General features: G+C 74.4%; 26 protein-coding genes and 1 pseudogene. 16 read left to right on the top strand and 11 right to left on the bottom strand.

Annotated features, from left to right (window positions below):
- Positions 1 to 176: 176 nt before the first annotated feature.
- The 12 genes from RQM47_RS14440 to RQM47_RS14385 all read left to right on the top strand — a co-directional run bounded on the left by RQM47_RS14440 (position 177) and on the right by RQM47_RS14385 (position 11187).
- Positions 177 to 1937 (top strand): hypothetical protein, encoded by a 1761-nt coding sequence (locus RQM47_RS14440; RefSeq protein WP_314009375.1) that lies wholly within the window; start codon positions 177 to 179, stop codon positions 1935 to 1937.
- 63 nt (positions 1938 to 2000) lie between these two features.
- Positions 2001 to 2834 carry a 50S ribosomal protein L11 methyltransferase gene (prmA, locus tag RQM47_RS14435; RefSeq protein WP_311664816.1) on the top strand — a complete coding sequence of 278 codons (834 nt, stop codon included), beginning with the start codon at positions 2001 to 2003 and terminating at the stop codon, positions 2832 to 2834.
- A 173-nt stretch (positions 2835 to 3007) separates the two neighbouring features.
- Positions 3008 to 3904 carry an exopolyphosphatase gene (locus RQM47_RS14430; protein WP_311664818.1) on the top strand — a complete coding sequence of 299 codons (897 nt, stop codon included), beginning with the start codon at positions 3008 to 3010 and terminating at the stop codon, positions 3902 to 3904.
- 138 nt (positions 3905 to 4042) lie between these two features.
- Complete coding sequence (locus RQM47_RS14425; protein WP_311664820.1) at positions 4043 to 4912, top strand: Mrp/NBP35 family ATP-binding protein; 870 nt, start codon at positions 4043 to 4045, stop codon at positions 4910 to 4912.
- Positions 4913 to 5099: 187 nt separating this feature from the next.
- Positions 5100 to 5375: a NifU family protein gene (locus RQM47_RS14420; RefSeq protein WP_311664822.1), complete on the top strand. Its 276-nt coding sequence runs from the start codon at positions 5100 to 5102 to the stop codon at positions 5373 to 5375.
- 44 nt (positions 5376 to 5419) lie between these two features.
- Complete coding sequence (locus RQM47_RS14415) at positions 5420 to 6151, top strand: hypothetical protein (RefSeq protein WP_311664824.1); 732 nt, start codon at positions 5420 to 5422, stop codon at positions 6149 to 6151.
- Between the two features lie 294 nt (positions 6152 to 6445).
- The gene (locus RQM47_RS14410) at positions 6446 to 6682 is read left to right on the top strand and encodes a ferrous iron transport protein A (protein WP_311664826.1); all 237 of its coding nucleotides are present in this window, start codon (positions 6446 to 6448) and stop codon (positions 6680 to 6682) included.
- 4 nt (positions 6683 to 6686) lie between these two features.
- On the top strand, positions 6687 to 6914 hold the full coding sequence (locus RQM47_RS14405) for a FeoA family protein (protein ID WP_311664828.1): 228 nt from the start codon (positions 6687 to 6689) through the stop codon (positions 6912 to 6914).
- Positions 6915 to 6936: 22 nt separating this feature from the next.
- Positions 6937 to 9249: a ferrous iron transport protein B gene (gene feoB, locus RQM47_RS14400; RefSeq protein ID WP_314009374.1), complete on the top strand. Its 2313-nt coding sequence runs from the start codon at positions 6937 to 6939 to the stop codon at positions 9247 to 9249.
- Between the two features lie 40 nt (positions 9250 to 9289).
- Entirely contained in the window at positions 9290 to 9649 is a 360-nt protein-coding gene (locus RQM47_RS14395; RefSeq protein ID WP_311664833.1) for a nucleotidyltransferase domain-containing protein, read from the top strand.
- The gene (locus RQM47_RS14390; protein ID WP_311664835.1) at positions 9646 to 10068 is read left to right on the top strand and encodes a HEPN domain-containing protein; all 423 of its coding nucleotides are present in this window, start codon (positions 9646 to 9648) and stop codon (positions 10066 to 10068) included. Before RQM47_RS14395 ends, RQM47_RS14390 begins: the two co-directional genes overlap by 4 nt.
- A 99-nt stretch (positions 10069 to 10167) precedes the next feature.
- The gene (locus RQM47_RS14385) at positions 10168 to 11187 is read left to right on the top strand and encodes a glycerophosphodiester phosphodiesterase (protein WP_314009373.1); all 1020 of its coding nucleotides are present in this window, start codon (positions 10168 to 10170) and stop codon (positions 11185 to 11187) included.
- Between the two features lie 62 nt (positions 11188 to 11249).
- Here the strand turns inward: RQM47_RS14385 and hemL are convergent, their stop codons facing one another.
- From hemL to RQM47_RS14360, 5 genes are all read right to left on the bottom strand, one after another.
- The gene (gene hemL, locus RQM47_RS14380) at positions 11250 to 12545 is read right to left on the bottom strand and encodes a glutamate-1-semialdehyde 2,1-aminomutase (RefSeq protein ID WP_311664839.1); all 1296 of its coding nucleotides are present in this window, start codon (positions 12543 to 12545) and stop codon (positions 11250 to 11252) included.
- Positions 12542 to 13957, bottom strand: a complete 1416-nt coding sequence (hemG, locus tag RQM47_RS14375) for a protoporphyrinogen oxidase (RefSeq protein WP_311664841.1) — start codon at positions 13955 to 13957, stop codon at positions 12542 to 12544. The genes hemL and hemG overlap by 4 nt, the downstream gene beginning before the upstream one ends.
- 191 nt (positions 13958 to 14148) lie before the next feature.
- Positions 14149 to 15204, bottom strand: a complete 1056-nt coding sequence (hemH, locus tag RQM47_RS14370) for a ferrochelatase (RefSeq protein ID WP_311664843.1) — start codon at positions 15202 to 15204, stop codon at positions 14149 to 14151.
- A 110-nt stretch (positions 15205 to 15314) separates the two neighbouring features.
- Entirely contained in the window at positions 15315 to 16337 is a 1023-nt protein-coding gene (gene hemE, locus RQM47_RS14365) for a uroporphyrinogen decarboxylase (protein ID WP_311664845.1), read from the bottom strand.
- Between the two features lie 89 nt (positions 16338 to 16426).
- On the bottom strand, positions 16427 to 17212 hold the full coding sequence (locus RQM47_RS14360) for a chlorite dismutase family protein (RefSeq protein ID WP_311664847.1): 786 nt from the start codon (positions 17210 to 17212) through the stop codon (positions 16427 to 16429).
- A gap of 141 nt (positions 17213 to 17353) precedes the next feature.
- Here RQM47_RS14360 and RQM47_RS17490 point away from each other — a divergent pair.
- A pseudogene (locus RQM47_RS17490) lies at positions 17354 to 17538 on the top strand (type II toxin-antitoxin system HicA family toxin).
- A gap of 2 nt (positions 17539 to 17540) precedes the next feature.
- On the top strand, positions 17541 to 17750 hold the full coding sequence (locus tag RQM47_RS14355) for a type II toxin-antitoxin system HicB family antitoxin (RefSeq protein ID WP_311664849.1): 210 nt from the start codon (positions 17541 to 17543) through the stop codon (positions 17748 to 17750).
- A 49-nt stretch (positions 17751 to 17799) separates the two neighbouring features.
- Here RQM47_RS14355 and hemB read toward each other — a convergent pair whose 3' ends face one another.
- From hemB to RQM47_RS14330, 5 genes are all read right to left on the bottom strand, one after another.
- Positions 17800 to 18792 carry a porphobilinogen synthase gene (gene hemB / locus RQM47_RS14350; RefSeq protein WP_311664851.1) on the bottom strand — a complete coding sequence of 331 codons (993 nt, stop codon included), beginning with the start codon at positions 18790 to 18792 and terminating at the stop codon, positions 17800 to 17802.
- An 86-nt stretch (positions 18793 to 18878) separates the two neighbouring features.
- Entirely contained in the window at positions 18879 to 19658 is a 780-nt protein-coding gene (locus RQM47_RS14345) for a uroporphyrinogen-III synthase (RefSeq protein ID WP_314009372.1), read from the bottom strand.
- Positions 19655 to 20629: a hydroxymethylbilane synthase gene (gene hemC, locus RQM47_RS14340; RefSeq protein ID WP_314009371.1), complete on the bottom strand. Its 975-nt coding sequence runs from the start codon at positions 20627 to 20629 to the stop codon at positions 19655 to 19657. The genes RQM47_RS14345 and hemC overlap by 4 nt, the downstream gene beginning before the upstream one ends.
- A complete protein-coding gene (locus tag RQM47_RS14335) occupies positions 20622 to 21869 on the bottom strand; it encodes an NAD(P)-dependent oxidoreductase (protein WP_314009370.1) in 1248 nt (415 codons plus the stop codon). The genes hemC and RQM47_RS14335 overlap by 8 nt, the downstream gene beginning before the upstream one ends.
- Complete coding sequence (locus RQM47_RS14330; RefSeq protein ID WP_311664859.1) at positions 21866 to 22549, bottom strand: helix-turn-helix domain-containing protein; 684 nt, start codon at positions 22547 to 22549, stop codon at positions 21866 to 21868. The genes RQM47_RS14335 and RQM47_RS14330 overlap by 4 nt, the downstream gene beginning before the upstream one ends.
- A gap of 436 nt (positions 22550 to 22985) precedes the next feature.
- Here RQM47_RS14330 and RQM47_RS14325 point away from each other — a divergent pair, with 436 nt between their 5' ends.
- Both RQM47_RS14325 and RQM47_RS14320 read left to right on the top strand, forming a co-directional pair.
- A complete protein-coding gene (locus RQM47_RS14325; protein ID WP_311664860.1) occupies positions 22986 to 23126 on the top strand; it encodes a hypothetical protein in 141 nt (46 codons plus the stop codon).
- Positions 23127 to 23131: 5 nt separating this feature from the next.
- Positions 23132 to 23593, top strand: coding sequence for a helix-turn-helix domain-containing protein (locus RQM47_RS14320; protein ID WP_311664861.1), 462 nt, complete (start codon positions 23132 to 23134; stop codon positions 23591 to 23593).
- Here RQM47_RS14320 and RQM47_RS14315 read toward each other — a convergent pair.
- Entirely contained in the window at positions 23583 to 25940 is a 2358-nt protein-coding gene (locus tag RQM47_RS14315) for a cation:proton antiporter (RefSeq protein WP_314009369.1), read from the bottom strand. The genes RQM47_RS14320 and RQM47_RS14315 overlap by 11 nt on opposite strands.
- Positions 25941 to 26137: the final 197 nt, after the last annotated feature.

Here is a 26137-nt window from a genome sequence, read left to right as displayed (position 1 = left end):
AACGCCGAGCCGCCGGGGGCGGGTCGCGACGACGGCGCGGGGCGGGGCGGCGTAGGTCAGAGCGGAGGGGTGGGGGCGGCCGCCCGTGTTCGGGCGGCCCGGAGCCGGAGTTGCAGCAAGATCAGGACGCCGCCCCGCCCCGGCAACTCTGCGGCCGCCCCGCCGTAGCGGCCGCGATGCGCGCCACCCTGTCCCGCCTGCTCCTGCTCGCCCTCCTCGTCCTGGGCGTCGTCGTCGCCGTTCGGTCGGGGGCCGAGGCCGCCGACGGCGTCGTGTCGCTCGCGGGCGTCGGCGTGGACCGGCTGGAGCACCAGGCGTTCCGGGTGTCCGGGCCGGCGGTGCTCGCCGTCGACGCGGCCGGTTCGTTCGAGGAGGCGGGGAGCCCGACGTCGGACACGACGCTCGCCGCGACCGCCTGGATCGTCCGCCGCGCGGACGGCGCCGTCGTCTGGCAGATGCGGCCGCCCCGCCCCGCCCGCGGCACGTTCGCCGCCGTCCAAGACACGGTGCGCCTGCCGGCCGGCCTCTACGACGCCTACGTCGCGTCCTACGGCGACCCGCTCGTGCGCGCCCCGGCGCCGCCGTCCCCGTCGCTCGGCGAGCGGCTGCGGACGGCGCTCAACCGGAGCGGCCGAGCGTGGCGCGGTGACGCTGGCCGGTGGCGGCTCGTTGTCCGGGCCGTCGGCGCGGGCGGGGCGGTCGAGCGCGTCAGCGGCGACCCGGCCGACGACGCGCTCGACCGGGGCGGGGCGGACTCGGCGGTCGTCTGGCGCGCCTGGGGCGTCGGCAGCGGCGAGCGGCGCGAGTCCTTGTTCCGCGTCACGGCGCCGGCCCGCGTCCGCGTTCGCGCGCTCGTCGAGGCGACCGACGGCGTCCTCGCCGATTCGGCCTTCGTCGTGCGCCTGGGCACCCGCGATACCGTCTGGGCCGCGCGCCCGGAGCGGACGGCGTGGGCGGGCGGGTCGCTCAAGAACCGGCTCGCTACGGGCGAGCTCGCGCTCGCGCCCGGCTACTACCGCGCCGTCTACCTCTCCGACCGCGACCACGCCTACGATTCGTGGACGTCCAACCCGCCTTGGGCGCCGTGGCAGTGGGGGATGGAGGTCCAGGGCGGGGCGGCCGTCGCCCCGCTCGACGTGGACGACGTGGACCTCCCCGAGGTTGCGGCCATCCGGTGCGCCGGCCCAGACGACGGCTCCACGCTCGTTTTCACGCTCGACGCCCCCGCCGACGTCCTCGTCGTCACCGTCGGCGAGGTCGTCGGCGGCAGCCGCTACGACTGGGGCGCCCTCGACCGCGAGGCCCCCGGGGGCGGGTGGAACGAGGTGTGGGAGATGCCCCGGAGCGACCTCGAACCCGCGGGCGGGGCGGACCGGAACCGTCAAGCGACCGCCGCGCTCTCGCTCGACACCGGCACGTACCGGCTCCGCTACGAGACCGACGCCTCGCACGACTGCCAGAGCGGGTTCAGGGGCGAGGGCGGCCCCCGCGCCGAGCTGTGGGGCGTCGTGCTCTACGCCCTCGACCCCGCGTTCGACCCGGCTTTGGTCGGCCGCCCCGCCCCGCCCCCGGAGGTCGAGACGGTGCTCGCCGAGGCCATCGCGGGCGAGGGCGGGGCGGAGCAGGCGGTGCCCTTCACGCTCGAAGTCGACGCCGCACTCGCCGTCGCGGGCGCCGGCGTGTTTATGAGCGACGTCCTCGTCGAGACGGGCTGGATCGTGGACGAGGACGGCCGCCGCGTATGGGAGATGACGCGCGACAACACCGACCCCGTGGGCGGATCCCCGGTCTTCCGCCAGTTCCGCGGCGTGGTCGACCTCCCCGCCGGCGCCTACGTGCTCCACCACCAGGCCGACGCGACGGGAGCGGCCGGCGCGCTCGCCGGGGCCGTCGACCCAGACGTGCAACGGGGCGTCCGCGTCGTCCGCGCGCGGTAGCGTGGGGCACCCCGCCCGCCGGGGCGCGTAGGGGCCGCCCCGCCCGCCCCGCCCGCCCCGCCCATGCCCGACACGCTCCGCCTCACGCTCACCGTCTCGCCCGACGCCCGCGAAGCGCTCGTGGCCGACCTCGCGGACTGGGGCTTCGACGCCTTCGAGGAGACGGACGACGGCGTCGTCGCCTATGCGCCCGTCGCCCGGTGGGACGCCCCGACGCGCGAGGCCGTTGACCGCCGCGTGGGCGGGGCGGGGTGGCGCGCCGAGACGGTCGAGGACCAGGACTGGAACGCGACGTGGGAGGCCAGCCTGGAGCCGGTCGTCGCCGGCCCGTTCGTGGTGGCGCCGTCGTGGGCAGACCTCGGCCCGGAGCACGACGGCCGCACACGGCTGACGGTCGACCCGAAGATGGCGTTCGGGACGGGCTACCACGAGAGCACGCGGCTCGTGCTCCGGCTCCTCCCCGACATCGTGCTCCCGGACGCTCGCGTCCTCGACGTAGGGACCGGGACAGGCATCCTATCTATCGCCGCCCTCGCTCTCGGCGCCTCGTCGGCGCTGGGCGTAGATATCGACCCGTGGAGCGTGACGAACGGGGACGAGAACGCGACCCGCAACGGCGTACAGGACCGTTTCGAGGTCCGCGAGGGCTCGCTCGACGTGGTGCCGGAGGACGGGTTCGACCTCGTCCTCGCCAACATCATCCGGTCCGTCCTGGTGCCCATGCTCCCGGACCTCGTGCAGAAGGCGACGCCCCGTGCTCCCATCGTCCTGGCTGGCCTCCTCGTGACCGAGCGAGAGGCGCTCCTCGATGCCGCGGGCGGGGCGGGACTCGCGCTGGAGCACGAGGCGTCGGAGAACGAGTGGTGGGCGTGCGTGCTGCGGAGGGATGAGGGATGAGGGATGAGGGATGAGGGATGAGGGATGAGGGATGAGGGATGAGGGATCGCGCGGGCGGGGCGGCCCTCGAAAAGTTCCGCCGATGTCCACCCCGCCCGGTAGCCCGCCGCCCCGCCCGCCGGCATCTTCCCGTACCCCGTACCCCGTACCCCGTACCCCGTACCCCGTACCCCATGCGCGTCTGCGCCATCGACGTTGGAACGAACACGGTCGTCAGCCTCGTCGCGGACGTGGAGGACGGCCGCCTCGACGTGGTCGCCGACGAGGAGCGGTTCGCCCGGCTTGGCCAGGGCGTCGACGCCTCGGGGCGGCTGGCGGACGACGCGATGGACCGCGTGGTCGACCGCCTCACGGCGGCCCGCGCGACGGCCGACCGGCTCGGCGCCGAGCGCGTCGTGATCGGGGCGACGAGCGCGAGCCGCGACGCCCAAAACGTCGGCGTGCTCCGCGACCGGGTCCGCGACGCGCTCGGCCTGGATTATCGCGTGATTCCGGGCGTCGAGGAGGCCGCGCTGAGCTTCCGCGGCGCGCTCGCCCTGCTCCCCGACGTCGCCGAAGCGGCCGTCGTGGACGTGGGCGGCGGCTCGACCGAGGTCGTCGCCGGGACGCGCGCGGGCGGGGTGACGTACCGGACGAGCCTGGACGTCGGGAGCGTCCGCCTGACCGAGCGGCACCTGGGCGAGCGCCCGCCCGCCCCGTCCGCCGTCCGCGTGGCTGAGACCGACGTGGCGGCGGCGCTCGCGACCGTCGACCGGGACGCCGTGCGTGGCCTCCCTCTGCTCGCAACCGGGAGCGTGGCGCGGCTGCTCGCACGGCTGTCCGAGGCCGCCGGCGATCCCCCGTTCGTGCCCCTGGGCGAGATCGAGGCGTGGCGGGACCGGCTCCTCGGGCTCACGCCGGCCCAGGCGCTCGCGCTCGCGCCCGACACGCTGGCGGGGCGGGAAGACGTGGCGGCCGCGTCGGTCCTGGTGCTCGCCGCCGTCGTCCGCGCGCTCGGCGCGGGCGGGTACGTCGCCACGCCCGGCGCGCTTCGGCACGGGCTCGCGCTCTGGGCGGCCGAGCAGGCGTAGGCTCCCGCCCCGCCCCGCCCCGCCCACGCGGCGAATCGACTCGGGCGGGGTGGCGCGGGCGAACGTCGGGGGAAGGCGCGGGGAGCGCGGAACCCCGCCCCGCCCGCCGGGTGCCCTCCCCGAGCTTCCCCGAGACCCATGGCCGACCCCACGCCGCCCGCCGCCCCCGCCCCGCCCACGGCCCCGAAGGGCGTCCGCGGAGTCAAAAACTTTATCGCCGTCGCGAGCGGGAAGGGCGGGGTGGGCAAGAGCACCGTGGCCGCCAACCTCGCCGTCGCGCTCGCCGAGGGCGGGGCGGCCGTCGGGCTCCTCGACGCCGACATCTACGGCCCGAGCGTCCCGCTCATGTTCGGCGTGCCGCCGAGCGAGAAGCCGCGCGTGAACGACGACCGCGACATCGTCCCGCTCGTCCGCTACGGGGTCAAGGTGCTGTCGATGGGGTTTCTGGTCGACGACGCGAACGCGGTCATTTGGCGCGGGCCGATGGTGTCGAGCGCCGTGCGCCAGCTGCTCGGGCAGGCCGCGTGGGGCGAGCTCGACTACCTCGTCCTCGACCTCCCGCCCGGCACCGGCGACATCCAGCTCACGCTCGTCCAGACGGTCCCGCTGACCGGCGCCGTCGTGGTCTCGACGCCGCAGGACGTGGCGCTGGCCGACGCGCGCAAGGCGGTCGCCATGTTCCGCAGCGTCCACGTGCCCGTGCTCGGCGTGGTCGAGAACATGGCGTACTTCACCCCGCCCGATCTCCCCGACCGCCGGTACTACCTGTTCGGCGAGGCCGGCGCGCAGAAGCTGGCCGCCGAGCTCGACGTGCCGGTTCTGGCCGAAGTCCCCATTGAGCAGGCCACACGTGAGGCCGGCGACCGCGGGACGCCCGTCGTGCTGAAGGAGCCAGAGAGCGCGGCGGCCCGGGCGTTCGCGCAGGCCGCCGAGCGCGTCGTGGCGGAGGTCGAGCGCCGCAACGACGCCGCCCCGCCCACGCAGCCCATCGAGATCCTGTACAAGTAGGGCGAGGGCGGGGCGGTCTGGAGACGAAGTCCCACCCCACCCGCAGCGTCCTGCAACGTGAAGACGGCCGCCGGGGCGGGGCGGCGGGTACGACTCCCGCTCCCCAGCGCGTCTCTCCGGCACACGCGACCCAAGCCGGACCGACCGCCGGCCCGGTGTTATCCTCCCGACTCACCCTTCTGCGGACATGGCCGACGCTTCTGTACTCGACCCCGCCGACCCCGACTTCCGCCAGCGGATCGAGACCACTCTCGACTCCATCCGGCCCTACATGATGGCCGACGGCGGGAGCGTCCGGCTCCAGAACGTGACCGACGACATGGTCGTCGAGCTCGAGCTGCTCGGCGCGTGCGGCACGTGCCCCATGAGCATGATGACGCTGCGCGCGGGGATCGAGCAGGCCATCAAGCGTGCGGTCCCCGAGGTCACGCGCGTCGAAGCCGTGGCCCCGGCCGCGCGCTAGCGGCCCGTCGAGCCCTCCGCTTCCGCCCCGCCCACCGGAGCCTGATGGACCTTGAGACAGACGGCGTGGCCCCCGCGGGCTGTGCAAAGACACACGAGACGGAAGGGGGCGGGGAGCGCCGGCTCCACCACGTCACCCGGATCGACATTGAGCCCTCCGAGGCCCACCCCCGCCGCCACCCGACGCACGGGTGGCAGGTGCGCGCGCGGCGCGACGGGACGCGGCTCTCCAAGTTTTTCGCCGACGCCAAGCACGGCGGCCGCGATGCCGCCCTCGACGCTGCCATGACGTACCGCGACGACCTCCTCGCGTCCATCACCCCGCCCGACGACCCCAAGCCGCGCAAGGCGTGGAGCAACACGGGCGTCGTGGGCCTCTCGGTCCGCGAAAAGACCGAGGGGGACAAGACCAAGCTCTACGTCCAGCTCAACTGGGTCAACGCGGCCGGCAAGCGCCGGGCGGGGTCGTACTCGGTGGAGAAGTGGGGCTTCCGGCGGGCGCTCTGGAACGGGTGCCTCCGGCTCTACCGCGAACGCGCGGCGGCCGGGTCGCCGGTCGAGGAGGTCCACGTCATGTTCGCCCGGGCGCAGGAGCCGTTCGCCGACCTCGTCGCCGAAGAGATCGCGGCCGAGAAGGCGGCCGAGCGCGAGGCGGCCCGCGAAGAGGCTGAGCAGAAGCGGTCGGACGAGAACCGAGAGCAGTTCGAGAGCCCCGAGGCCCGTGCCGCTCGCGAGGAGGACCGCCTGCGCAAGCTGGAAGACACCCTGTTCGGCTAGGGCGGGGCGGATGATCAGATGGTGCCTCGCCACCCGGGGGCGGGGCGATGCCCTCGTCGCGCCACCCTGCCCCGTTCCACAGGACGCGACGAGTTGTGTAGCGCGGCACTCGGGCGGGGCGGCGGGATTTCACATGAGGGGGCCGCAGGCCGATACGCCCCTACCGCCCCGCCCGCCCCCGTTGCCCGAGAGAATTCGCTGGGCGGGGCGGTCGGGCGGAACCGCGTCGGCGGGCAGAGCCGTACCTTTAGAACCCGTCCAGATAACCCGCCACCCCGCCCGCCGGCGCCCGCCATGTCTGCCAGCCCCGCCCCGGTCACTGCGTTCGCCGCTGGCAAGCGGGTCCGGCTGTGCTTCATGGGTCTCGACGAGGCCACGTGCGCCCGGCTCCGCGAGCTCGGCGTCCGCGAGGGGTGCGACGCCTGCGTGATGTCGACCGGCGACAAGTGCGTGCTCGGCCTGGGCGCCGCGCGCGTGGCGCTCCGCCGCGAGGTGGCCATGGGCCTGTTCGCGACGGACGCCGACGGGTAGCGCCTTGTCCGTCACGCTCGACACGCTCGCCGCCGGCGCCCGCGCGACCGTCACGGGCTACGCCGCCGGCGACCCGCCGGGCCGGCTGCTCGAGATGGGGCTCGTGCCCGGGACGACCGTCGAAGTCGTCCGCCTCGCCCCGCTCGGCGACCCGATGGACCTCCGCGTGCGCGGGTTCCACCTCTCGGTCCGCAAGCAGGAGGCCGCGCACGTGATCGTTACTCCGGCCTAACCCACCCCGCCCCGGTTTGCCCGTGGAGACCCTCCGCCCCGCCCCGCCCGCGACGCGTCCCGCCCCGGCCCGAGTCCAGACCGTGGCGCTCGCGGGGAACCCGAACGTGGGTAAGACGACGCTGTTCAACGCGCTCACGGGCAGCCACCAGAAGGTGGCCAACTACCCCGGCGTGACCGTCGAACGCAAGTCGGGCCGCCTGGCCCGGAGCGGGCGGGGCGGGGCGGAGGGCGTCGAGGTCGTCGACCTGCCGGGCACCTACAGCCTGAGCCCCAAGTCGGTCGACGAGCGCGTCGCCTTCGACGCCCTCGTCGGGCGGATCCCGGGCGAGCCGGCGCCCGACGTGGTCGCGTGCGTCGTCGACGCGACGAACCTCGAGCGCAACCTCTACCTCGTGACCCAGGTCCTCGACCTCGGGCTCCCGGTCGTCGTCGCGCTCAACATGACCGACGCGGCCGCCGAGGCCGGCATCGAGGTCGACGCCGACGCGCTCGCCGACGCGCTCGGCACGCCGGTCGTCCCCATCTCGGCCAAGACGGGCGACGGGCTGGACGCGCTCCGCCGGGCCGTGCTCGACCCGCCCCGCCCCGCGGGCGGGGTGGCTTGGGAGGCGATGCCGGCCGTGGACGAGGCGCTGGACGCGCTCGCCGAACGGCTGGGCGCTGAGGCGCCCGACGTGCCGGCCGCGCGCCGCCGCTTCGAGGCGCTCGGCGCGCTCACCGCCGACCCGCTGCTCGCGCCCTGGGCGGGGCGGGCGCCGGGCTTCCACCAGGCCGTGCTCGACACGCGCGCCGAGTTCGAGGCCCGGCCGGTCCCGTACAAGATGGCCGAGATGATGGGCCGCTACGGCTGGATCAGCCCGGTCGCCGCCCGCGTCGTCCAGCACACGGCCGCGGCCGACGAGCGGACGCTCTCGGACCGGATCGACGCCGTCGTCACGCACCGGATCTGGGGGCCGCTCATCTTCGGCGGCGTCCTGCTCGTCATCTTCCAGGCCGTCTTTAGCTGGGCCGTCCCGGCGATGGACGGCATCGAGTGGCTGGTGGGCGTGACGGGCGAGGGGATGCGCGCCGTGCTGCCGGACGGCGTCATCGAGGACGTGCTCGTCGAGGGCGCGCTCTCGGGCGTGGGCAACGTGCTGGTGTTCCTGCCCCAGATCCTCCTCCTGTTCCTGTTCCTGGGCCTCATGGAGGACTCGGGCTACATGGCGCGGACGGCGTTCATCATGGACCGCGCCATGCGCCGGGTCGGCCTGAGTGGGGCGTCGGTCGTGCCCATGCTCTCGGCCTACGCCTGCGCCATCCCCGGCATCATGGCCGCGCGCACGCTGGCCGACGAGCGCGACCGGATCATCACGATCATGGTCGTGCCCTTGCAAGGGTGTTCGGCGCGGCTGCCGGTCTACGTCCTCTTTATCGCCGCGTTCATCCCGGCCGGCACGCTGTTCGGCGTCGTCGGGTACCAGGGGCTGGCGATGACAGGGCTCTACGTCCTGGGGACCGTCATGGCGTTTGTGTCGGCCCTCGTGCTGCGGCGGTTCGTGTTCAAGGGCGAGGGCTCATCGTTCGTGATGGAGCTGCCGCCGTACCGGATGCCGCAGCCGAAGTACCTCTGGCGGCGCATGGTCGACCGCTCGAAGGTGTTCGTGGTCCGCGCGGGGAAGATCATCTTCGCGCTCTCGATCGTGCTCTGGTTCATGGCGAGCTACCCGAAGGTGGAGCCGCCCCCGGAGCTGGCCGCGCGCGCGGCGGCGGCGGACGTGGCAGTCGAGGAGGCGACCGAGTCGCTCGTCCGCATCAACCCCGCCGCCGCGGCCGAGCTGCACGCGACCGAGCGGGCGTCGATCGAGTCGGCGCTGGAGGCGGCGGACGTGGAGCGGGCGGCGGTCCAGAACGAGATCGCCGGGTACCAGGTGCGGAACAGCCTCATCGGCCGGTTCGGACACGCCATCGAGCCCATCATGCGTCCACTCGGGTTCGACTGGAAGATTTCGGCCGGCATCGTGGCCTCGTTCGCCGCTCGCGAAGTGATCGTGAGCGCGCTCGCCACGATCTACAGCGCCGGCGCCGACGCGAACGAGGAGAGCCTCGCCCTCCGCGACGCGATCAAGGCCGACCGCTACCCCGACGGGACGCCGGTCTTCACCCCGCTCGTGGCGGTCAGCCTGCTGGTGTTCTTCGTGTTCGCGCTCCAGTGCATGAGCACGCTCGCGATCGCCAAGCGCGAGCTGAACTCGTGGTTCTGGCCGGCCGTGATGTGGGGGTACATGTTCGCGCTGGCCTACGGGTTCTCGTTCGCGATCTACCAAGGCGGGAAGCTGTTGGGGCTCGGGTAGGCCGCCCCGCCCGGGTGGGGCGGTCGTCTATCTTGACCCGATGGAGACACCGGACCCCCTCGCCGCGCCGACCGACGCCCACGTCCAGGACGCCGTGAGGCGTCTCGTACGGACGCTCGACCCGCTCCGCGTGGCCGTGTTCGGGTCCGTCGCGCGGGGGGAGGCCAGGCCGGGGAGCGACCTCGACCTCCTCGTCGTCCTCGCCCACGCGGACGACCGGCGGGCTCTGCGGCTGGCCGCCCGGCGGGCGCTCGTAGACCTGGACGTGGCCAAGGACGTTGTCGTGACGACGCCGGAGGAGATCGGCCGGAGGGGCGGGGTGGTCGGGACCGTGCTCCACGAGGCGCTCCGCGAGGGGCGCACGGTGTACGAGCGGCCCGGGGGCGGGGTGGCCCGGTGAGCGCGGAGACCCTCCGCGAGGCCTCGAGGTGGCTCCGCTACGCACAGGAGGATCTTGCCACCGCCCGCGCCCTCACGGGAACGTCTTCTGTCCCGCCCCGGCACGCGGCGTGGCTCGCTCAGCAGGCGGCGGAGAAGGCGATCAAAGCCGTCCTGATCGCCCTCCAGATCCCCTTCCCGTTCGTCCACGACTTGGACCGGCTCGTGGCGCTCGTTCCCGAAGCGTGGGGCGTGTGCGACGTAGACGCCGACCTGACCGCGCTCACCGAGTTCGCCGTCGACGCTCGGTACCCCGATGACCTCCCCGACGTGAGTGCTCCCGAGGCCCAGGCTGGCGTCGTGGACGCGGAGCGCGTTGTGGCTTCCGTGGAATCCCAACTGGTCCCCTGGTTGCGGGCGTGGGGCGGCGCGGAGAGTTGACGGTCGCGTAACCGGGCGGGGTGGGGGCATGTGAACCTTCCCTCCGCCACCCCGCCCCGCTCCGCTACGCCCGCCGCCCTCCTCCTGCTCTTCGCCTGCGTGCCCTCCCCGCCCGACTCGGTCGCTCCGCGGCCTCCGGTCCTCGTCATCGCCCACCGGGGCGCGAGCGGCGACCGCCCCGAGCACACGCTCGCCGCCTACCGCCTCGCCATCGAGCAGGGCGCCAACGTGATCGAGCCCGACCTCGTCATCACGCGCGACGGCGTGCTCGTCGCCCGCCACGAAAACGAGATTTCGGAAACGACCGACGTCGCCTCGCGTCCCGAGTTCGCCGGCCGCCGCACGACCAAGACCATCGATGGTGAGGAGCGGGCGGGGTGGTTCACCGAGGACTTTACCCTCGCCGAGCTCAAGACGCTCCGGGCCGTTGAGCGCCTCCCCGCCCTCCGCCCCGCCAGCGCGGCCTACGACGGACGATTCGGGGTGCCGACGCTGAACGAGGTCATCGCGCTCGCGCAGGAGATGGGCGAGGCTCGGGGCCGCCCGGTCGGGCTCTACCCCGAGACCAAGCACCCGGCGCACGCCCGCGCGCTCGGGCTGCCGCTCGAAGAGCCGCTCGTCGCCGCGCTCCACGCCGCCGGCTACACGTCGGCTGAGGACCCCGTGTGGATCCAGTCGTTCGAGGTCGGCAGCCTGGAGCGTCTGGATGGGCTGACGAACCTCCGGCTCGTCCAGCTCGCGCACCCGGGCGGAGCGCCGGCCGACCGCCCCGCCCTCGGCTACGACGAGATGATGACGCCGGAGGGTCTGGGCGGGGTGGCGCAGTACGCCGACGCCGTCGGCGTGGCCAAGGCGTTCGTTCTGGGCGACCGCCTCGCGCCCACGCCGCTCGTCGCCGACGCGCACGCCGCCGGCCTCGCCGTCCACGTGTGGACCGTCCGCGCCGAGAACGCTTTCCTCCCCGCCCCGCTCCGCTCCTCTAGCGACCCGGCCGCGCTCGGCGACGTCGCCGCCGAGGTCCGCGCGCTCGTGGCGGCCGGCATGGACGGCCTGTTCACCGACCACCCCGCCCTCGTCCTGGCGGCGCTCGGGCGGGGCGTGACGAGCGGGAGGTGGTGAGGAGGCACGGCCCACCCCGCCCTCACGACGGCGGGCGGGGTGGGCGACGTCCCATTACCCGCTCACAGCGCCGCGAACGCGGACTGGAAGGCCTCCGCCGCCGTCTCGACCACGTCCGGCGTGTGGGCGCTCGACGTGAAGCACGCCTCGAACGGCGACGGCGGGAGGTAGACGCGGCGCTCCAGGAGCAGGCCGTGGAGGCGCGAGAACGCGGCCTTGTCGCTCGTCTGGACGTCCTCGAAGGAGAACAGCGAGCGGTCGTTGAAGAAGAACCCGAACATGGTCCCGACGGCGTCCGTCACGACGGGGACGCCGGCGGCGTCGGCGGCGCTCTGGACGGCTTCGGCCGTCGTGCGGGCCGCCTCGGCGGCCGCCTCCCACGCGCCCGTCGCGTCGACCTCGCCCAAGAGCGCGAGGCCGGCGGCCATCGCGAGCGGGTTGCCCGAGAGCGTGCCGGCCTGATAGACGGGGCCGTCCGGGGCCACGAGCTTCATGACGTCGGCGCGGCCGCCGTAGGCGCCGACAGGGAGGCCGCCGCCAATGACTTTGCCCAAGACCGTCAGGTCCGGGGTGACGTCGTAGAGCGCCTGCGCCCCGCCCGGGTGCACGCGGAACCCAACCATCACCTCGTCGAAGACGAGCAGCGCCCCGTGCGTCTCCGTTACCTCGCGGAGCATCTGCAAGTACCCGTCGCGCGGGCGGACGAGCCCCATGTTGCCGGCGATGGGCTCGACGAGGAGCGCCGCGATCTCGCTGCCCTCGCGCTCAAACACCTCGCGAACGGCGGCCTCGTCGTTGAACGGGATCACGAGCGTATCGGCGGTCACGGCGGCCGGGACGCCGGGCGAGTCCGGCAGCCCGAGCGTCGCCACCCCGCTCCCGGCCTTCGCGAGCAGGAGATCGGCGTGGCCGTGGTAGTGGCCGTCGAACTTGACGACCTTGTTGCGGCCCGTGAACGCGCGCGCGGCGCGGACGGCGCTCATGGCGCCCTCGGTCCCCGAGTTCACGAACCGGAGCCGCTCCATCGACGGGTAACGGTCCTGGATCTGGTGCGCGAGGCGGACTTCGAGCGGGCTCGGCGCGCCGTAGCTCGTGCCCTTCGCCGCCTGCTCCGTAATCGCCTGCGTGACGGCGTCGGGCGCGTGCCCCAGGAGGAGCGGGCCGAACGAGAGCACGTAGTCGATGTAGCGGTTCCCGTCCACGTCGACGAGGTACGGCCCCTCGCCCCGCTCGATAAACCGGGGCACGCCGCTGACCGACTTGAACGCGCGGACGGGCGAGGAGACGCCGCCGGGCATGAGGCCCTGGGCCTCGGCAAACAGGTCTTCGGAACGGGCGGTCGACACGGTGTCAGTCATCGGAGGGGGGGAGAGAGCAGGGAGTCGGCGGCGGACTGGGCGCCCGCGATCACGTCGGGGAGCCCGACGCCGCCGAGCGCGGCGCCGGCGAGGGCGAGGGCGGGGTGGCGAGCGGCCGCGGCCCGCGCGGCGGCGAGGCGGGCGGGGTGGCCCATCGTGTACCGCGGCGAGACGGACCGCCAGCGGTGGACGAACTGGAGCACGGGCTCGCCCTCCAACCCGACGACGCGCGCGAGGTGCCGGCGCGCGGCGTCCAGAAGCGCGTCGTCGTCCCGGTCGAGCGCGTCGGGGCGGAAAAAGACGCGGGCGAGGTCGTGGCCGGGCGGGGCGGTCCCGGCGTGTTTTCTAGATAGCATCGTGACGGCCTGCACCGCCCCGCCCTCTGACCGTGGCACGAGCCACCCGGAGACGTCGGGCACGCGCGGCGCGTCGGCCGTCTGGAACCCGACAATCGCGACGGCCGCGCTCCCCATCGGGACGCCCGCGAGCGGGGCGGCGAGCGCAGCGTCAAGGGGCTCCAGCACGCGCGCGGCGGCCGGGGCGGGGAGGGCGACGAGGAGGGCGGCGGCCTCGCGCTCGGTCCCGTCCGCGCACGTGACGGCGTAGCCGCCCCGCCCGGGCGCGCCGGCGTTGGGCGGGGCGGGGAGGACGGCGGTGACGGCGGTGTTGGTCTCGACCTCCGCCCCGCCCGCGCGGAGGGCGGCCTCGAGCGCGCTCGTCAGCCGGTCCATGCCGCCGACAGGGCGCTGGAAGGGCGAGGCGCCGCCCACGTTCGCCACCGTCCCGCCCCGGAGGCGGAGGAGCGCGCCGGACCGCTCGCGCTCGTGGAGGTGGGGGAGCGTCGCGCGCAGCGAGATCGGCCCGGCGTCGGCGCCGTAGAGGCCGCCGAGCAGCGGCTCGACGAGCCCCTCCCACGCGCCCCGCCCAAAGCGGCGGACGGCGAAGTCTTCCAGGCTCTCGTCCTCGTCGCCAGCGCGGGCGCGGACGAGCGGCTCGAAGGCGGCGCGGAGCCGGGCGCCGAGCCCGAGCGCGGGCGTAGTCAGGAGCGGCCGGAGCTGCCCGGGTACGAGCCCGCTCAGACCCGCCGGCAGGGGGTGGAGCCGTCCGTTTCTCTGGATAAGCGCGCCGCCCCGCGGCGTCGCCGTCTCGACGTCCAGGTGCGCGCAGAGCGCGGGCGCCGCCGGCTTGCGCGCGACGAACACGTCCGGCCCAACGTCGGCCTCGAACTGCGCAGCAGACGGCGAAGCCAAGCCGTCGCGGCGGACGGTCCGCACCACCCCGCCCAGGCGGTCGGACGCTTCGAGCAGGCGCACGCTCCGCCCGCCCTCCACGAGCCGGAGGGCGCCGACGAGCCCGGCCACCCCGCCCCCGAGGACGAGCACGTCAGTGCGGACGGGGCGGTCGGTGGGCATGGGCGGGGTGGGGCGGTCGATTCGCTCCCCCCGTCTGCGCGCCCGTTACGGCGGCAAGGCCGCCGCTCAGCGGGCGCTCAGGCTGTCCCCTCACGCGTGAGGGGGACAGCCCGTGCCGTACGGAGCGAAGCGATGGCGGCGTGGGCGGGGGGAGAGCGCTTCGGGCGGGGTGGGGCTCGAGGGCGGGGCGGCTACGCGGGCATCGCCGTGCCCTCCGGCATCGGCATCGAGGGCTCGCCGGCCGACGCCGCGCGGACGTCGGACTCGATCCACCCCGCCTTGGCCGCGCGGCCCTCGACGAGCTCGGCGAGGAGGCGCGTAAAGCGGGGGTCGTCGTTCAAGGACGGCGGGCGGACGAGCGTCATCCCGCGCTCCTTGGCCGCCTTCTGCGCCTCGATGTCGATGTCGAACAGGATCTCGACGTGGTCCGACACGAACCCGATGGCCAGGCTCACGACCTTGTCCACGCCGCGCTCGTCCTGGAGCGCCGGGACGTGGTCCTCCAGCTGCGGGCCGAGCCACGGCTCCGGGCTCCGGCCCTCAGACTGGTAGCTCCAGCTCCACTGGTCCTCGCGGAGCCCGGCGCGCTCGGCGATGAGCCGGGCCGTCGTCCAGAGCTGGTCCTGGTACGGGTCGCCCATCTTGAGGATGCGGACGGGCAGGCTGTGCGCGCTGAGGACCACGTGCACGTCGTCGCGCTCGTCCTCGGGGAACTGCTCGATCCCCTCACGGACGCGCGCCGCGAACGCCTCAATCAAAAGGTCAGCGTCGAAGTAGGCGTCGACGTAGGCCACGTCCAGGTCGCCGCGGTACAGCTCGAGCCCGGCCTTGACCTTGGCCTGGTACTTCGCGATCGACATGGACGAAAAGTGCGGGGCGAGCACGATGGCGACAGCCCGCTCGATGCCGTCGTCCAGCATCTGACCCACCGTCTCCTCGATCCACGGCGCCCAGTGGCGCATGCCGAGGTAGGCTTTGAACCGCTCGGGCTCGCCGGGCGGGTTGGCGTCGCCGTCCGCTTCGCGGTTGAGGTGGGCCATCGCGCCGGCGATCTGCTCCTTCGTCAGCCCCATGATGGGCGACTTGCCGCCGATCATGCGGTAGTTGTTCGTGATCTCGTCCAGGACCGCCGTCGTCGTCGGCCGTCCGTGGCGGATGTCGGAGAGGTAGCCGGGGATCTCGTCGAGCGACTCCGGCCCGCCGTAGGCCATGAAGAGGACGCCGATCGGTTTGTCTGTGCTGGGCATGGGCGGGGTGGGGGAGAGGGTACGAGGTACGAGCGGGGCGGCTCGATACGTGACGAGTGATGCGTGAGGGTGCTCGTGGAGAGCCGCGTGTCACTCATCACGCATCCGGCTCAGCGCGCCGTGACCTCGTGGACGTAGTCGGTGAGCCGCGCGACGGCGTCGGGCGGGGTGGCGGGGACGAGCCCGTGGCCCGTGTTAAACACGTGGCCCGTGGCCGGCGCCTCGGCGAGCACGCGGTCGGCCTGCGCCTTCAGCTCGCGCCACGGGGCCTGCAGGAGGTACGGGTCGAGGTTGCCCTGGAGCGGCTTCCCGCCGACGCGCTCGGACGCCTCCGTGAGGGTCGGGCCGGAGTCCACGCCGATGGCGTCGCCGCCGGCCGCGGCCACGGCGTCGAGGTGCCCGGCCGTCCCCGTCGTAAAGTGGACGACCGGCTTGCCGGTCTTCTGGGCGATCTCGATGAGCTGCTTCGTGTACGGCGCCGCGTAGCGCTCGTAGTCGTAGCGCGAGAGCGCGCCGGCCCAGCTGTCGAACACCTGGAGCGCGTCGGCGCCGGCCTTGGCCTGCTCCGTCAGGAAGCTGCCGGCGACGGTCACGAGCTTCTCCATGAGGCGCCGCCACGCGGCGGGCTCGCGGTACATGAACACGCGCGTCTTCTCGTACTTCTTGCTCCCCCCGCCCTCGATGGCGTAGGCCGCGAGCGTGAACGGGGCGCCGGCAAAGCCGAGGACGGGAATCCCCTTGGGCTCCAACTCGGCCTTGACCAGCTTGATCGCCTCGGGCGTGTACATCAGCGTCTCGCTCGCGGGCGGGGTGGCCAGCAGGTCGACGTCCTTCGTCGTGTTGATCGGGTTCTCGATCACCGGCCCGACGCCCTTCTCGAAGTGGAGCCCCAGCCCCATCGTCTGGAGCGGCGGGAGGAGGTCCGAGTAGATGACGGCGGCGTCGAGGTCGAACCGGCGGATCGGCTGGAGCGTGATCTCGGCCGCGATCTCGGGCGTCTTCACCATCGTCAGGAAGTCGCGGTCTTTGCGGACCTCGCGGTACTCGGGCAGGTACCGCCCCGCCTGGCGCATAAACCACACGGGTGTGGCGTCGACGGGTTTGCCCGCGAGGGCGTCGAGGAATCGGGACATTCGGTGAGGTACGGGGTACCTGGTGCGGGGTACAAGTGCGAGAGCCGGTCGTACCGGGTACCCTGTACCCCGTACCCCGGCGGAGCCGGTTAGTGGCCGGCGGCTTGGTGGCTCAGCGCCCACTCGAACGGCCCGGCGCTCTGCCAGACGGCGCGGCCGACGAAGAACGGGCCGAGGCGGTCGATGAACTCGGACGTCTGGCGCGTGGCCCGCATCCGCTGGACGACGGCCGAGAGCGGGTGGAGGTCCTTCCCCACCAAGCCGGCGACGAAGTCGTTGTCGTTGGGGTCGAGCCCGTGGCACGCGAGGCGGACGTCGTGGGCGAGGTCGCTCTCGCCGAAGGCCCGCCCGATCCCGCCGTGCTCCATGAGCATCCGGCGCTGCTCCTCGCGCGACTCGCGCTCGAACCGGCCCGACCGCCGGAGCGGGTACCACACGGCCCACGGCCAGTCCCGGTTCGTCATCGTGCGCACGGGCCGGGCGACGAGCGTGTCGTCGAGGTCGGTCTCGTAGCCGATCGAGTACGTCCGCCCGAACATGGTGAGGGCGGGGCGGGGCGTGAGGTCGCGGAACGGGGCGCTCGTGTGGAGCGCGCGGCCGTCCTCGACGAAGAACGCCGGGTCCTCGTGGAACGTGACGACGGCGACGCCTCGCGGGTCCTGCGCGCCCTGGTACACCACCCCGCCCACGCCCAGCTTGTCGGCCTGCTCGGCGAGCGCGGTGGGGTCGGAGCAGCCGGTGTAGGCGAGGAGCTGGACGTAGAGGCGGCGGTCGAGCGACTGCGGGGCGCCGTCGGGCGTCTTGCCGCGTTCGGCGAGGCTCAGGCCGCCCCGCTCGGTCGTCTCGGGCTCGGCGCGCTGGATGTCGAGGGCCATGTTCTTTCAGCTAGAGGTGAAAGGTTCTGTCGGGGCCTACGCGGGCGGGGCGGCGGGGATCGCGGGCGGGGCGGGGTTCACGGACGGTTGGCGGAGCCGCCCCGCCCCCGTCGCGCGGGCGGGGCGGCGTAGGTTGAGCGCATGAAGGTGCGCGACGTCATCCGGCAGATCGAGAGCGACGGGTGGGTGCAGGTCGCACGAAAGGGAGCCACCGTCAGTTCAAGCACGCGGAGAAGCCAGGAACGGTAACTGTGGCGGGGAAGCCCAGCCTCGACCTCCCACCAGGCACCTTGAGCAGCATCCTGAAACAAGCCGGACTGAAATAGCCATGCCGTACGCAGTCGTTATCGAGCGGGGCGAGAGCAGCGTCGGAGCGTACGTCCCTGACTTGCCCGGGTGCGTCGCCGTGGGGGAGACCGAGTCGGAGGTGCGCGGGCTGATCCGCGAGGCCATCGCGTTCCACTTGGAAGGGATGCGCGAGGACGGGGACCCGGTGCCGGCTCCGAGCGCGCATGTCGAGTACGTCGAGGTCACCTAGGGCGGGGCTCCTCGGCCGCCGCCCCGCCCTCGCGCCGCCTCACCCCGCCTCACCCTTTGGGTCCGCCCTCGGACAGCCACTCGGCCGCCTCGGTCGCGTAGTACGTGATGACGATGTCGGCGCCGGCGCGCTTGATCGACGTCAGCGCTTCGAGCGCCGCGCGGCGCTCGTCGATCCAGCCCCGCTCGGCGGCCGCCTTGAGCATGGCGTACTCGCCCGAGACGTGGTAGGCCCCGAGCGGCCGGTCCGGGAACGCCTCGCGGACGCGCCAGATCACGTCGAGGTACGACAGCGCCGGCTTCACCATGAGCAGGTCGGCCCCCTCGTCGACGTCGAGGGCCGCCTCGCGGAGCGCCTCGCGCGCGTTCGCCGGGTCCATCTGGTGGCCGCGGCGGTCGCCGAAGACGGGCGCGCTGTCGGCGGCGTCGCGGAACGGGCCGTAGAACGCGCTCGCGTACTTGACGGCGTAGCTGAAGATGCCGACGTGCCCGAACCCGGCCGCGTCCAGCCCGTCGCGGATGGCGCCCACGACCCCGTCGATCATCGACGACGGCGCGACGAGGTCGGCCCCGGCGCGGGCGTGGCTCACGGCGGCGGCCACGTGCTGCGGGAGCGACGACTCCAACTCCAGCGCGCCGTCGGTGCCTAGGAAGCCGCAGTGCCCGTGGTCGGTGTACTCGCAGAGGCACACGTCGGTGACGACCGCCAGGTCCGGCACCTCAGCCTTGATCGCGCGCACGGCCCGCTGCACGGCCTCGTCATCCGCCGTCGCCGCCGAGCCCTCGGCGTCCTTGTGCTGGGGGATCCCGAACAGGAGCACGCCCGAGACGCCGAGCCGCCCCGCCCGCGCGGCCTCGCGTACGGCCTCGTCGACGGAGAGCTGGTAGACGCCGGGCATGGACGTGATCTCGTCGCGGAGCCCGTCCCCGTCCTTCACGAACAGGGGCAGCACGAGGTCGGCCGGCGACAGGCGCGTCTCGCGGACGAGCCCGCGGAGCGCGGACGTCCGGCGGAGGCGCATCGGGCGGTCGGGGCGGGGCATGAGGGCGATGGGTGAGGGGTGACGAGTGATGGGCAAGAGGCGGCGGGCGGCCCGCTCGGCCGCCCCGCCCGCAGCGGGCGGGGCGGTCAGGAGAACAGGCGGACGAGCGTGTCGAGCAAGCCGCTCACCGTGTGCGGGTCGGCGACGGCGTCGGCCTCCAGCCCGAACGGCGCCAGCGCCTCGGCGGTGACGGGGCCAATCGCCACGAGCGCCGCCCCGCCCAGGTCGAGCGGGCGCTCGGGCGGGGCGGGGCTTTCGGGCGGGGCGGTGAGGGCGCCCAGGAAGCCGCGGACGGTCGACGGCGACGTGAACGTGATGGCGTCGGGTGTCTGGGCGAGCGCGGCGGCGGCCGCCGCGGGGTCGGCCTCGGAGACTGTGCGGTAGGCCGTCACGTCCTCGACGACCGCGCCGCGCGCGGCCAGGCCGGTCGCAATGGCCTCGCGGCCGATGTCGGAGCGGAGGAGGACCACGCGGTCGCCCTCCGCAAGAGGTAGCTCCTCGATCAGCACGTCGCCGAGCGCCTCGCGCGGGACGAAGTCGACCGGCGCGCCGGCGGCCTCCAGCGCCTCGGCCGTGCCCGAACCAATCGCCGCCACGCGGATGCCCGCCGGCAGTCCGCCCGCCGCCCGCACGGCGGCCCACCCGAAGCGGACGCCGACGGCGCTCGTGAACACGAGCCACGCCGCCCCGCCCAAGCCGCCCGCCGCCTCGGCCAGCACGTCCGGGCGGGGCGGCGGCAGAAAGCGGAGCGCGGGGACGAGGAGCGGCTCGGCGCCCCGCTCGCGCAGGCCGTCGACGAGCGTGCCTGCCTGATCCTCGGCGCGCGTCACGACGACGCGGCGGTCCTGGAGCGGCGCGCGGCTCACGCGCTCGCCTCGGCGAGCACAACCGCGGCGCCCTGGGCGAGCGCGTCTTGCGCGGCGGCCTCGCCGACCTCCCGCCCCGCCCGGGCGGGGTGGTGCGGGTCGAACGGCGCCTCGGCCTCGACCTCGACGGTCTGGGCGCCGTCCAGCGACACGACGCGGCCGCGGAGGTGGAGCCGGCCGCCCTCGACCGTGCTGTAGGCCGCGATCGGCGCGCTGCACCCGCCGCCGAGGCTCGCGAGGAACTGCCGCTCGGCCGTGACGGCGGCCCGCGTCTCGGCGTGGTCCAGGGCGCCGACGAGGCGGCGGACGGCGTCGTCGTCGGCCCGCACCTGGACGCCGAGCGCGGCCTGGCCCGGCGCCGGGAGCATCGTGTCGAGGTCGAGGATCGAGGCCGCCTCGCCCTCGATCTCCAGGCGCGAGAGCCCGGCCAGGGCGAGGACGCCGGCGTGGTAGCCGCCCTCCTTCACCTTGCGGATGCGCGTCTCGACGTTCCCGCGGATCGACCGGATCACGAGGTCGGGCCGCCGGCGCAGGAGCTGCGAGCCGCGGCGGAGGCTGCTCGTGCCGACGGTCGCGCCCGGCGGCAGGTCGTCCACCCCGCCCCCGGCGGGGCAGATCCAGGCGTCGCGCGGGTCCTCGCGCCGGGTCGTCGCGCCGACCGTAAGGCCCGGCGGATCGTCGGTCGGCAGGTCCTTGAGCGAGTGGACGGCGAGGTCGATCCGCCCCGCCCCCAGCGCGGCTTCGAGCTCGACCGTGAACAAGCCCTTGCCGCCGATCTCGGGCAGCGGTTTGTCGAGCACCTTGTCGCCCTCGGTCACGAACGGCACCTTCTCCACGACGAGCCCAGGCCACGCCGCCTCCAGCTCGGCGGCGACGTGGTTGGCCTGCCACGTCGCCAGCCGCGAGGTGCGCGTGCCGAGGCGGAGGACCGTGGGCGGGGCGGGGCGGGGCGTCGGCTCGGGGCTAGTCATCGGCGTCGAGCGCGAACAGGCGGCGGAGAGCGCTTTCGTCGAGGCTGGACGGACGGTCGCGGAGGCCGGCCGAGAGGTCGTGGAACAGCCGCGTCGTGAGCGTGCGCGTGAGGAGGTCGGGGTCGCTGCACCGGGCCGGGCCGGTGGTGGACTCGCACGTGCGGTCGGAGCACTTGCCGCACACGTAGTCCAGCGTCTCGCGGCGGACCCGCTCGGCCCGGCGGCGGACGTCGGCCACGAGCGCCTCGCGGCGGAGCGAGTCGAGCTCGGTGCGGAGCGCGTCGAGCGTCTCCTCGACGAGCGCCTCGGCCTGCGGCACGGCCGCCTCGCGCGCCCGGAGCCCGGCGTCGACGACGGCCCCGAGCGCGTCGATGTCGTAGAGCGCGACGCCGGGGAGCGCGCCGACCTCGGCCTCGACGTTCCGCGGCAGGCCCAGGTCCACGACCGTCCGCGCGCGCCCGTCGGCCCACCCCGCCCGGGCGGCGTCGACGTCGAAGGCCGTCCCGTCGGTCGCCGTGAACACGACGTCGGCGTCGGGGAGCACGGACGCGATGTGGGCGGGGCGGACCACGCGGAAGCCGGCGTGCTCCGGCGCGTGCGCCGAGACGAGCGTGACCGACGCCGGCCGCGCCGACGGGAGCACCTTGAGCAGGAGCCGACCGATCTGGCCGCCCCCGAACACGACCACGTTCCGGCGCCGCACCCCGCCCCGCTCGGCCTGCGCGAGGCGGACGGCGGCGGTCGCCGTCGAGGCCGCGCCGCGCCCCAGGTCGGTCATCCGCCGGATCCACTGGCCGGCGCGGACGGCGGCGCCGAACGCGGCCCGGAGCGGTGGCGAGAGCACGCCGGCGGCCTCGGCCTCGGCGCGCGCACGGCGCACCTGGCCCAGAATCTGCGCCTCGCCCAACACGGCCGACTCGAGCCCGGCGGCCACGCGGACGAGGTGGCGGAGCGCGTCGTCGCCCTGGCTCTCGGCGAACGCGCCGAGCGGGGCGGCGGGCCGGGCCTCGGCCAGCCGCGCGCGGCCCCACGCCAGCAGCTCGGGGGCGGGGCGGTGATCGGCCAGGAGCAGCTCGACGCGGAAGCACGTCGAGACGAGGCACGCGCCCAGTCCGTCGCGGCGCGCGGCGGCGTAGAGCGCCAGGGTATCGTCGGCGTCGAGCGCCCACGCCTCGCGGTCGCCCACGGGCGCCGCGTCGCCGTCGAGGCCGAGCCGGACAATGGTCGCTTCGGGCGTCATGCGAGCGGACCCGATACGGGCGGGGTGGCGGGCAGGGGCGGGGCGGCCTCGTACGCCGCGGCGATCGCGAGCTGGACCTCGTTCATGAACTCGTTCACCTTCCGCAGCAGGGCCACCTGCGCGCCCACCGGGCGCTCGTCGAGGTGCGGGTAGTAGGCGGTCGACTCGGTGAGGGCGTCGCGGAAGAAGAGCGTGGCCCGGAGCGCCTCGCCCTGGCTCAGCCCGCGCTCCCGCATCTGGCCGGCGTAGACGTGCGACAGGCGCCCGACCTCGTCCCACAGCCCGGCCTCGTCGTCGGTGCCGGCGATGTGGCGGAGGAGGAGCCCCATGAGGCGCGTCCCGTTCTCGCGGCTCTGCTCGCGGTCGGCGTCCGTGAGGGCGTCGCTCCACGCCCCGCGCGGCCGCGTCTGCGCCTCGTGCCGCGTGTGGACGATGGCGTGCTGCGCCCACGTCTGGTCGGCCGCGTCGCCGGCGTCCGGGAGCGCCGCCCCGCCCGCGCGGTCTGCGCCGTCCGCCCCGCCCCGGAGGCGGTCGACGGCCTCGCGCGGGATGCGGCGGTGGCCGCCGGGCGTCCGCGCCTCGGGCAGCTTGCCCTCGCCCGTCCACCGCCGGACGGTGTCGACGTGGACGCCGAGGAGGTCGGCCGCGGCGCTGACGCTGAGGAGGTCGGTAGGGGGCACGTGCGGAGGTTTGCCTAGGATTGAAGGTCGCCCCCCTCACACGCCGGACGGGTGAAGATTGGTGCGTCTCCGCCCCGCCCCCCATGGTGTTCACGGCCTCTCCGACGGCGTGCAGGGCGGCGGCGCGGCGGCCTGTGGGGGAGCCCCCGGCACCCCGCCTGCGAGGGCGGGGCGGACGCGGGCGGGGCGGCGCTCTCGGGTATCGGCACGTCGGCCCACAGGGTTAACGGCCTCCGAGCCGCCCCGCCCCTCTGCGTGGGCGGGGCTGTGCGGGCGGGGTGGGTGAGCCAACTGTCCGCTACCACGTCAATGACGTACCTTCGAGACGAGGCCTACCCCCGATGACGTTTACCGCGTACTGTCTCCGCCGGTCAGCGACCACGGCCTCCCGGTAGACCACGTTCTGACGGCTCTCCGTCACGAGATCGACCAGAGCGTGCAGCATGACGGACGGGTCCGCATCTGGGGGTGGGTCGCCGAGATCGACAAGTGCCTGCGCGTGGTCGTCGAGTCTGACGGCGAGACGGTGATGAACGCGATGCCCGACCGGAAGTGCACGAACGCCCACCGCCCCTAAGCCCGATGCGAGTCCTCTTTGATCCCGAGACGGACATGGTCGTCGTGTCTCTCGTCCCGGTCCCGTACGACGCGGGCGGGGCGGAAGACACGTCGGACCCCGACGTCGTCCTGCACTACACCGGCGACGGCCGCCTTGCCGAGGTCGAGGTGGCGCGGGCGTCGAGTCGGCTCGACCTCACGGCGCTCCGCCGAAGCCCGGCGTTCGAGGAGGTGCACCGGGAGCTCGACGTGCGAGCGATCCGCGAGGGGCTCGGGCTCTCGCAGGACAGATTCGCGGCTTACCTCGACGTGAGCGTCGGGACGATCCGCAACTGGGAGCAAGGGCGACGGACGCCCCGTGGCCCCGCTCGCCGTCTCCTCGAACTGTCTCGGGACCGGCCCGGGATGCTCTTCGACCGGCCCCAGGCCACGAGCGAAGCCCCCGCCCCGCCCGCCACTCCAGAGACGGGCGGCGCTACAGCATGACCTCGTCCTCGTAGCACCAGCCCCACGTCTCGCTGGGCTCGATGGACCGCGCGACCGGGTGCCCCGTCGCGTGGTAGTGCTCTGTCGCGTGCTTGTTCGGCGACGAGTCGCAGCACCCGACGTGCCCGCACTCCATGCACACGCGGAGGTGGACCCAGCGGTCGCCGGCCTCCAGGCACTCCTGGCAGCCCTGCGTGCCCGGCGTCACGTCGTGGACATGGTCGAGGTGCGTGCACCCGGCGTCGGGGTCCGCGTCGAGGTGGACGGGCGCGGAGGTGTCGATCCACGGAGCGGTCTGCGCGGGCATGGCGGGGAGGTCGGGCGGGGCGGGCGCCGAGGCGTCGGACGTGCGGAACAGGTCGGCGGCGTCGACGAACGCCTGCGGCGTGCCGCCGAAGAGGACCACGTCGCCCGGCGCGAGCGCGGCCGCCCCGCCCGGCTCGCGGAGCGTCTCGCCCGCGCGGTCGATCTGGACGGCGTGGAGGAGCCGGCGGTCGAGGTCGAGGTCCGCCAGCGTCTTCCCCGCCGCGGCGGCGCCCTCGCGGATCGTGACCGTCCGCGTCGAGAAGCAGTCGTCGTCGAGCTCGCAGCGGACGGCGGGGCGGTCCATGACGGCGCCGTCGAACGCCTGGTAGCTCCCGCGCCGGAGCGTCTCCTCGTGGCGGAGGATCTCGGCCGGCTCGACCTGGTAGCGCCGCAGGACGTCGTCGAACAGGCCGAGGACGGCCTCCAGGTCGGTCGCGATCGCCCGGTCGGCGCCGGCCTCGACCAGCTCCTCGGCCTCCTCCATCGTCGTCGCCGTGGCGACGATGCGGACGGTGGGCGAGAGCGCGCGGGCCACCGAGACCACGCGGTGCGTCATGCCCGGCGTGTCGTCGGGGACGACCATCATCTTGGCGCGGTCCAGCCCGACGGTCCCCAGGATGTGCCGCTTGGCGTAGTCGCCGCGGAGCACGCGGCGGCCCTCGGCCTCGGCCTCGCGCGCGCCGTCCGGCGACAGCGTGACGATCGCGAACGGGATGCCCGAGTCGTCGAGGACGTGGACGAGCCGGCGCGCGGCGGCGCCGTAGCCGGCCACGATCACGTGGTTCTCCAGGTCCGCGAACGCCTCGGGGTCCGGGGGCGGGGTGGCGGCCGCGTCCCGCCCCGCCCCCCGCTCGCGGAGCCGCCCCGCCAGCCGCCCCGCCCACGGCGCGGCCAGGGGCGTGAGCGCCATCGACACGACGGTCGCCGCGATAAAGAGCGGCGCGCCCGCGCCGTCCATCCCGAGCGGCGTCAGGCCGACCTCGCGGCCCGACCGCTCGAGCACGAACGAGAACTCGCCCACCTGCGCCAGCCACAGCGCCGACGCCGCCGCGACCGGCGTCGCCCGCCCGACCACGCGGACGGCCACGAACGTCGTCAGCAGCTTGATGGCGACGACCGCGACGAGCGCGCCCAGCACCAGGCCTAGGTTCCGCACGAAAAAGCCCACGTCGAGGAGCAGCCCGACCGACACGAAGAACGTGGCCGAGAACAGGATCTGGAGCGGCAGGATCTCCGACAGCGCGTGCTCTGAGAACCGGCTCTGGCTGACCACGAGGCCGGCCAAGAACGCCCCGAGCGAGATCGACACGCCGGCCAGCCCGACCGCGTAGGCCGTCCCAAAGCAGATGGCGATGATGGTCAAGAGGAACAGCTCGGGCGAGCACGTCCGCGCGACGTGCTCCAGGAGCGGCGGGAGCAGCCGCCGCGCGACCACGAGCACGAACACGATGATGGCCGCGGCCGTGCCCAGCGCGATCGCCAGCTCCCCGCCCGTCACGTCGCCGCCGCCGAGCGCCGGCACCAGGAGCACCATGAGGATGACGACGAGGTCCTGGAAGATGAGGAGCCCGACGGCGCCCTGGCCCGCATCCGTCCCCGTCTCGCCGCGGTCGCCCAGCAGCTTCGTCACGATCGCCGTCGACGACAGCGCGACGAGGAAGCCGGTAAACACGGCCGGCCGCCACCCAACCCCGAACGCCAGGCACAGCCCGGCCACGAGCGCCGTCGTGAGCCCGACCTGCACGCCGCCGCCGACGAAGATGAGCCGCTTGATCCGGGCCAGCTTGTCGAGCGAGAACTCGATCCCGATCGTGAACAGGAGCAGCAGTACGCCCACCTCGGCCGCCGCGTCGATCAGCTCGGGGTCGCGCACGAGCCGCAGCCCGCTCGGCCCGATCAGGACGCCCGCGAGCAGGAACCCGACGATCGGGACCAGCCCCAGGCGCTGCGACACGTACGCCACGACCGCCGCCGCCATGACGATGGCGACCACTTCGACGAGGAACGGGGGGACGGCGCCGGCGGCGAGGACGAACGGCATACGCGAGGGCGGACCCAAAGGGCGGACCCGAAGGGCGAGGTGAGGGCGGACCGCCCCGCCCACAGCGACATCCAGGGTGACATCAGGATCCTGCCGGCGGGCGGGGCGGGTGTTCGTCCGCCGCCCCGCCCGGGTTCCGCAGCACTGCCGCCGCCTGGGCGGGGCGGCCTACGCGGGCACCGCCCGCGCGAGGGGCG

The sequence above is a fragment of the Rubrivirga sp. S365 genome (assembly GCF_032248475.1).
Lineage (GTDB): Bacteria > Bacteroidota > Rhodothermia > Rhodothermales > Rubricoccaceae > Rubrivirga > Rubrivirga litoralis.
The sequence above is the reverse complement of the archived record's forward strand: the minus strand, read 5'-3'. Positions and strand labels throughout refer to the sequence as shown.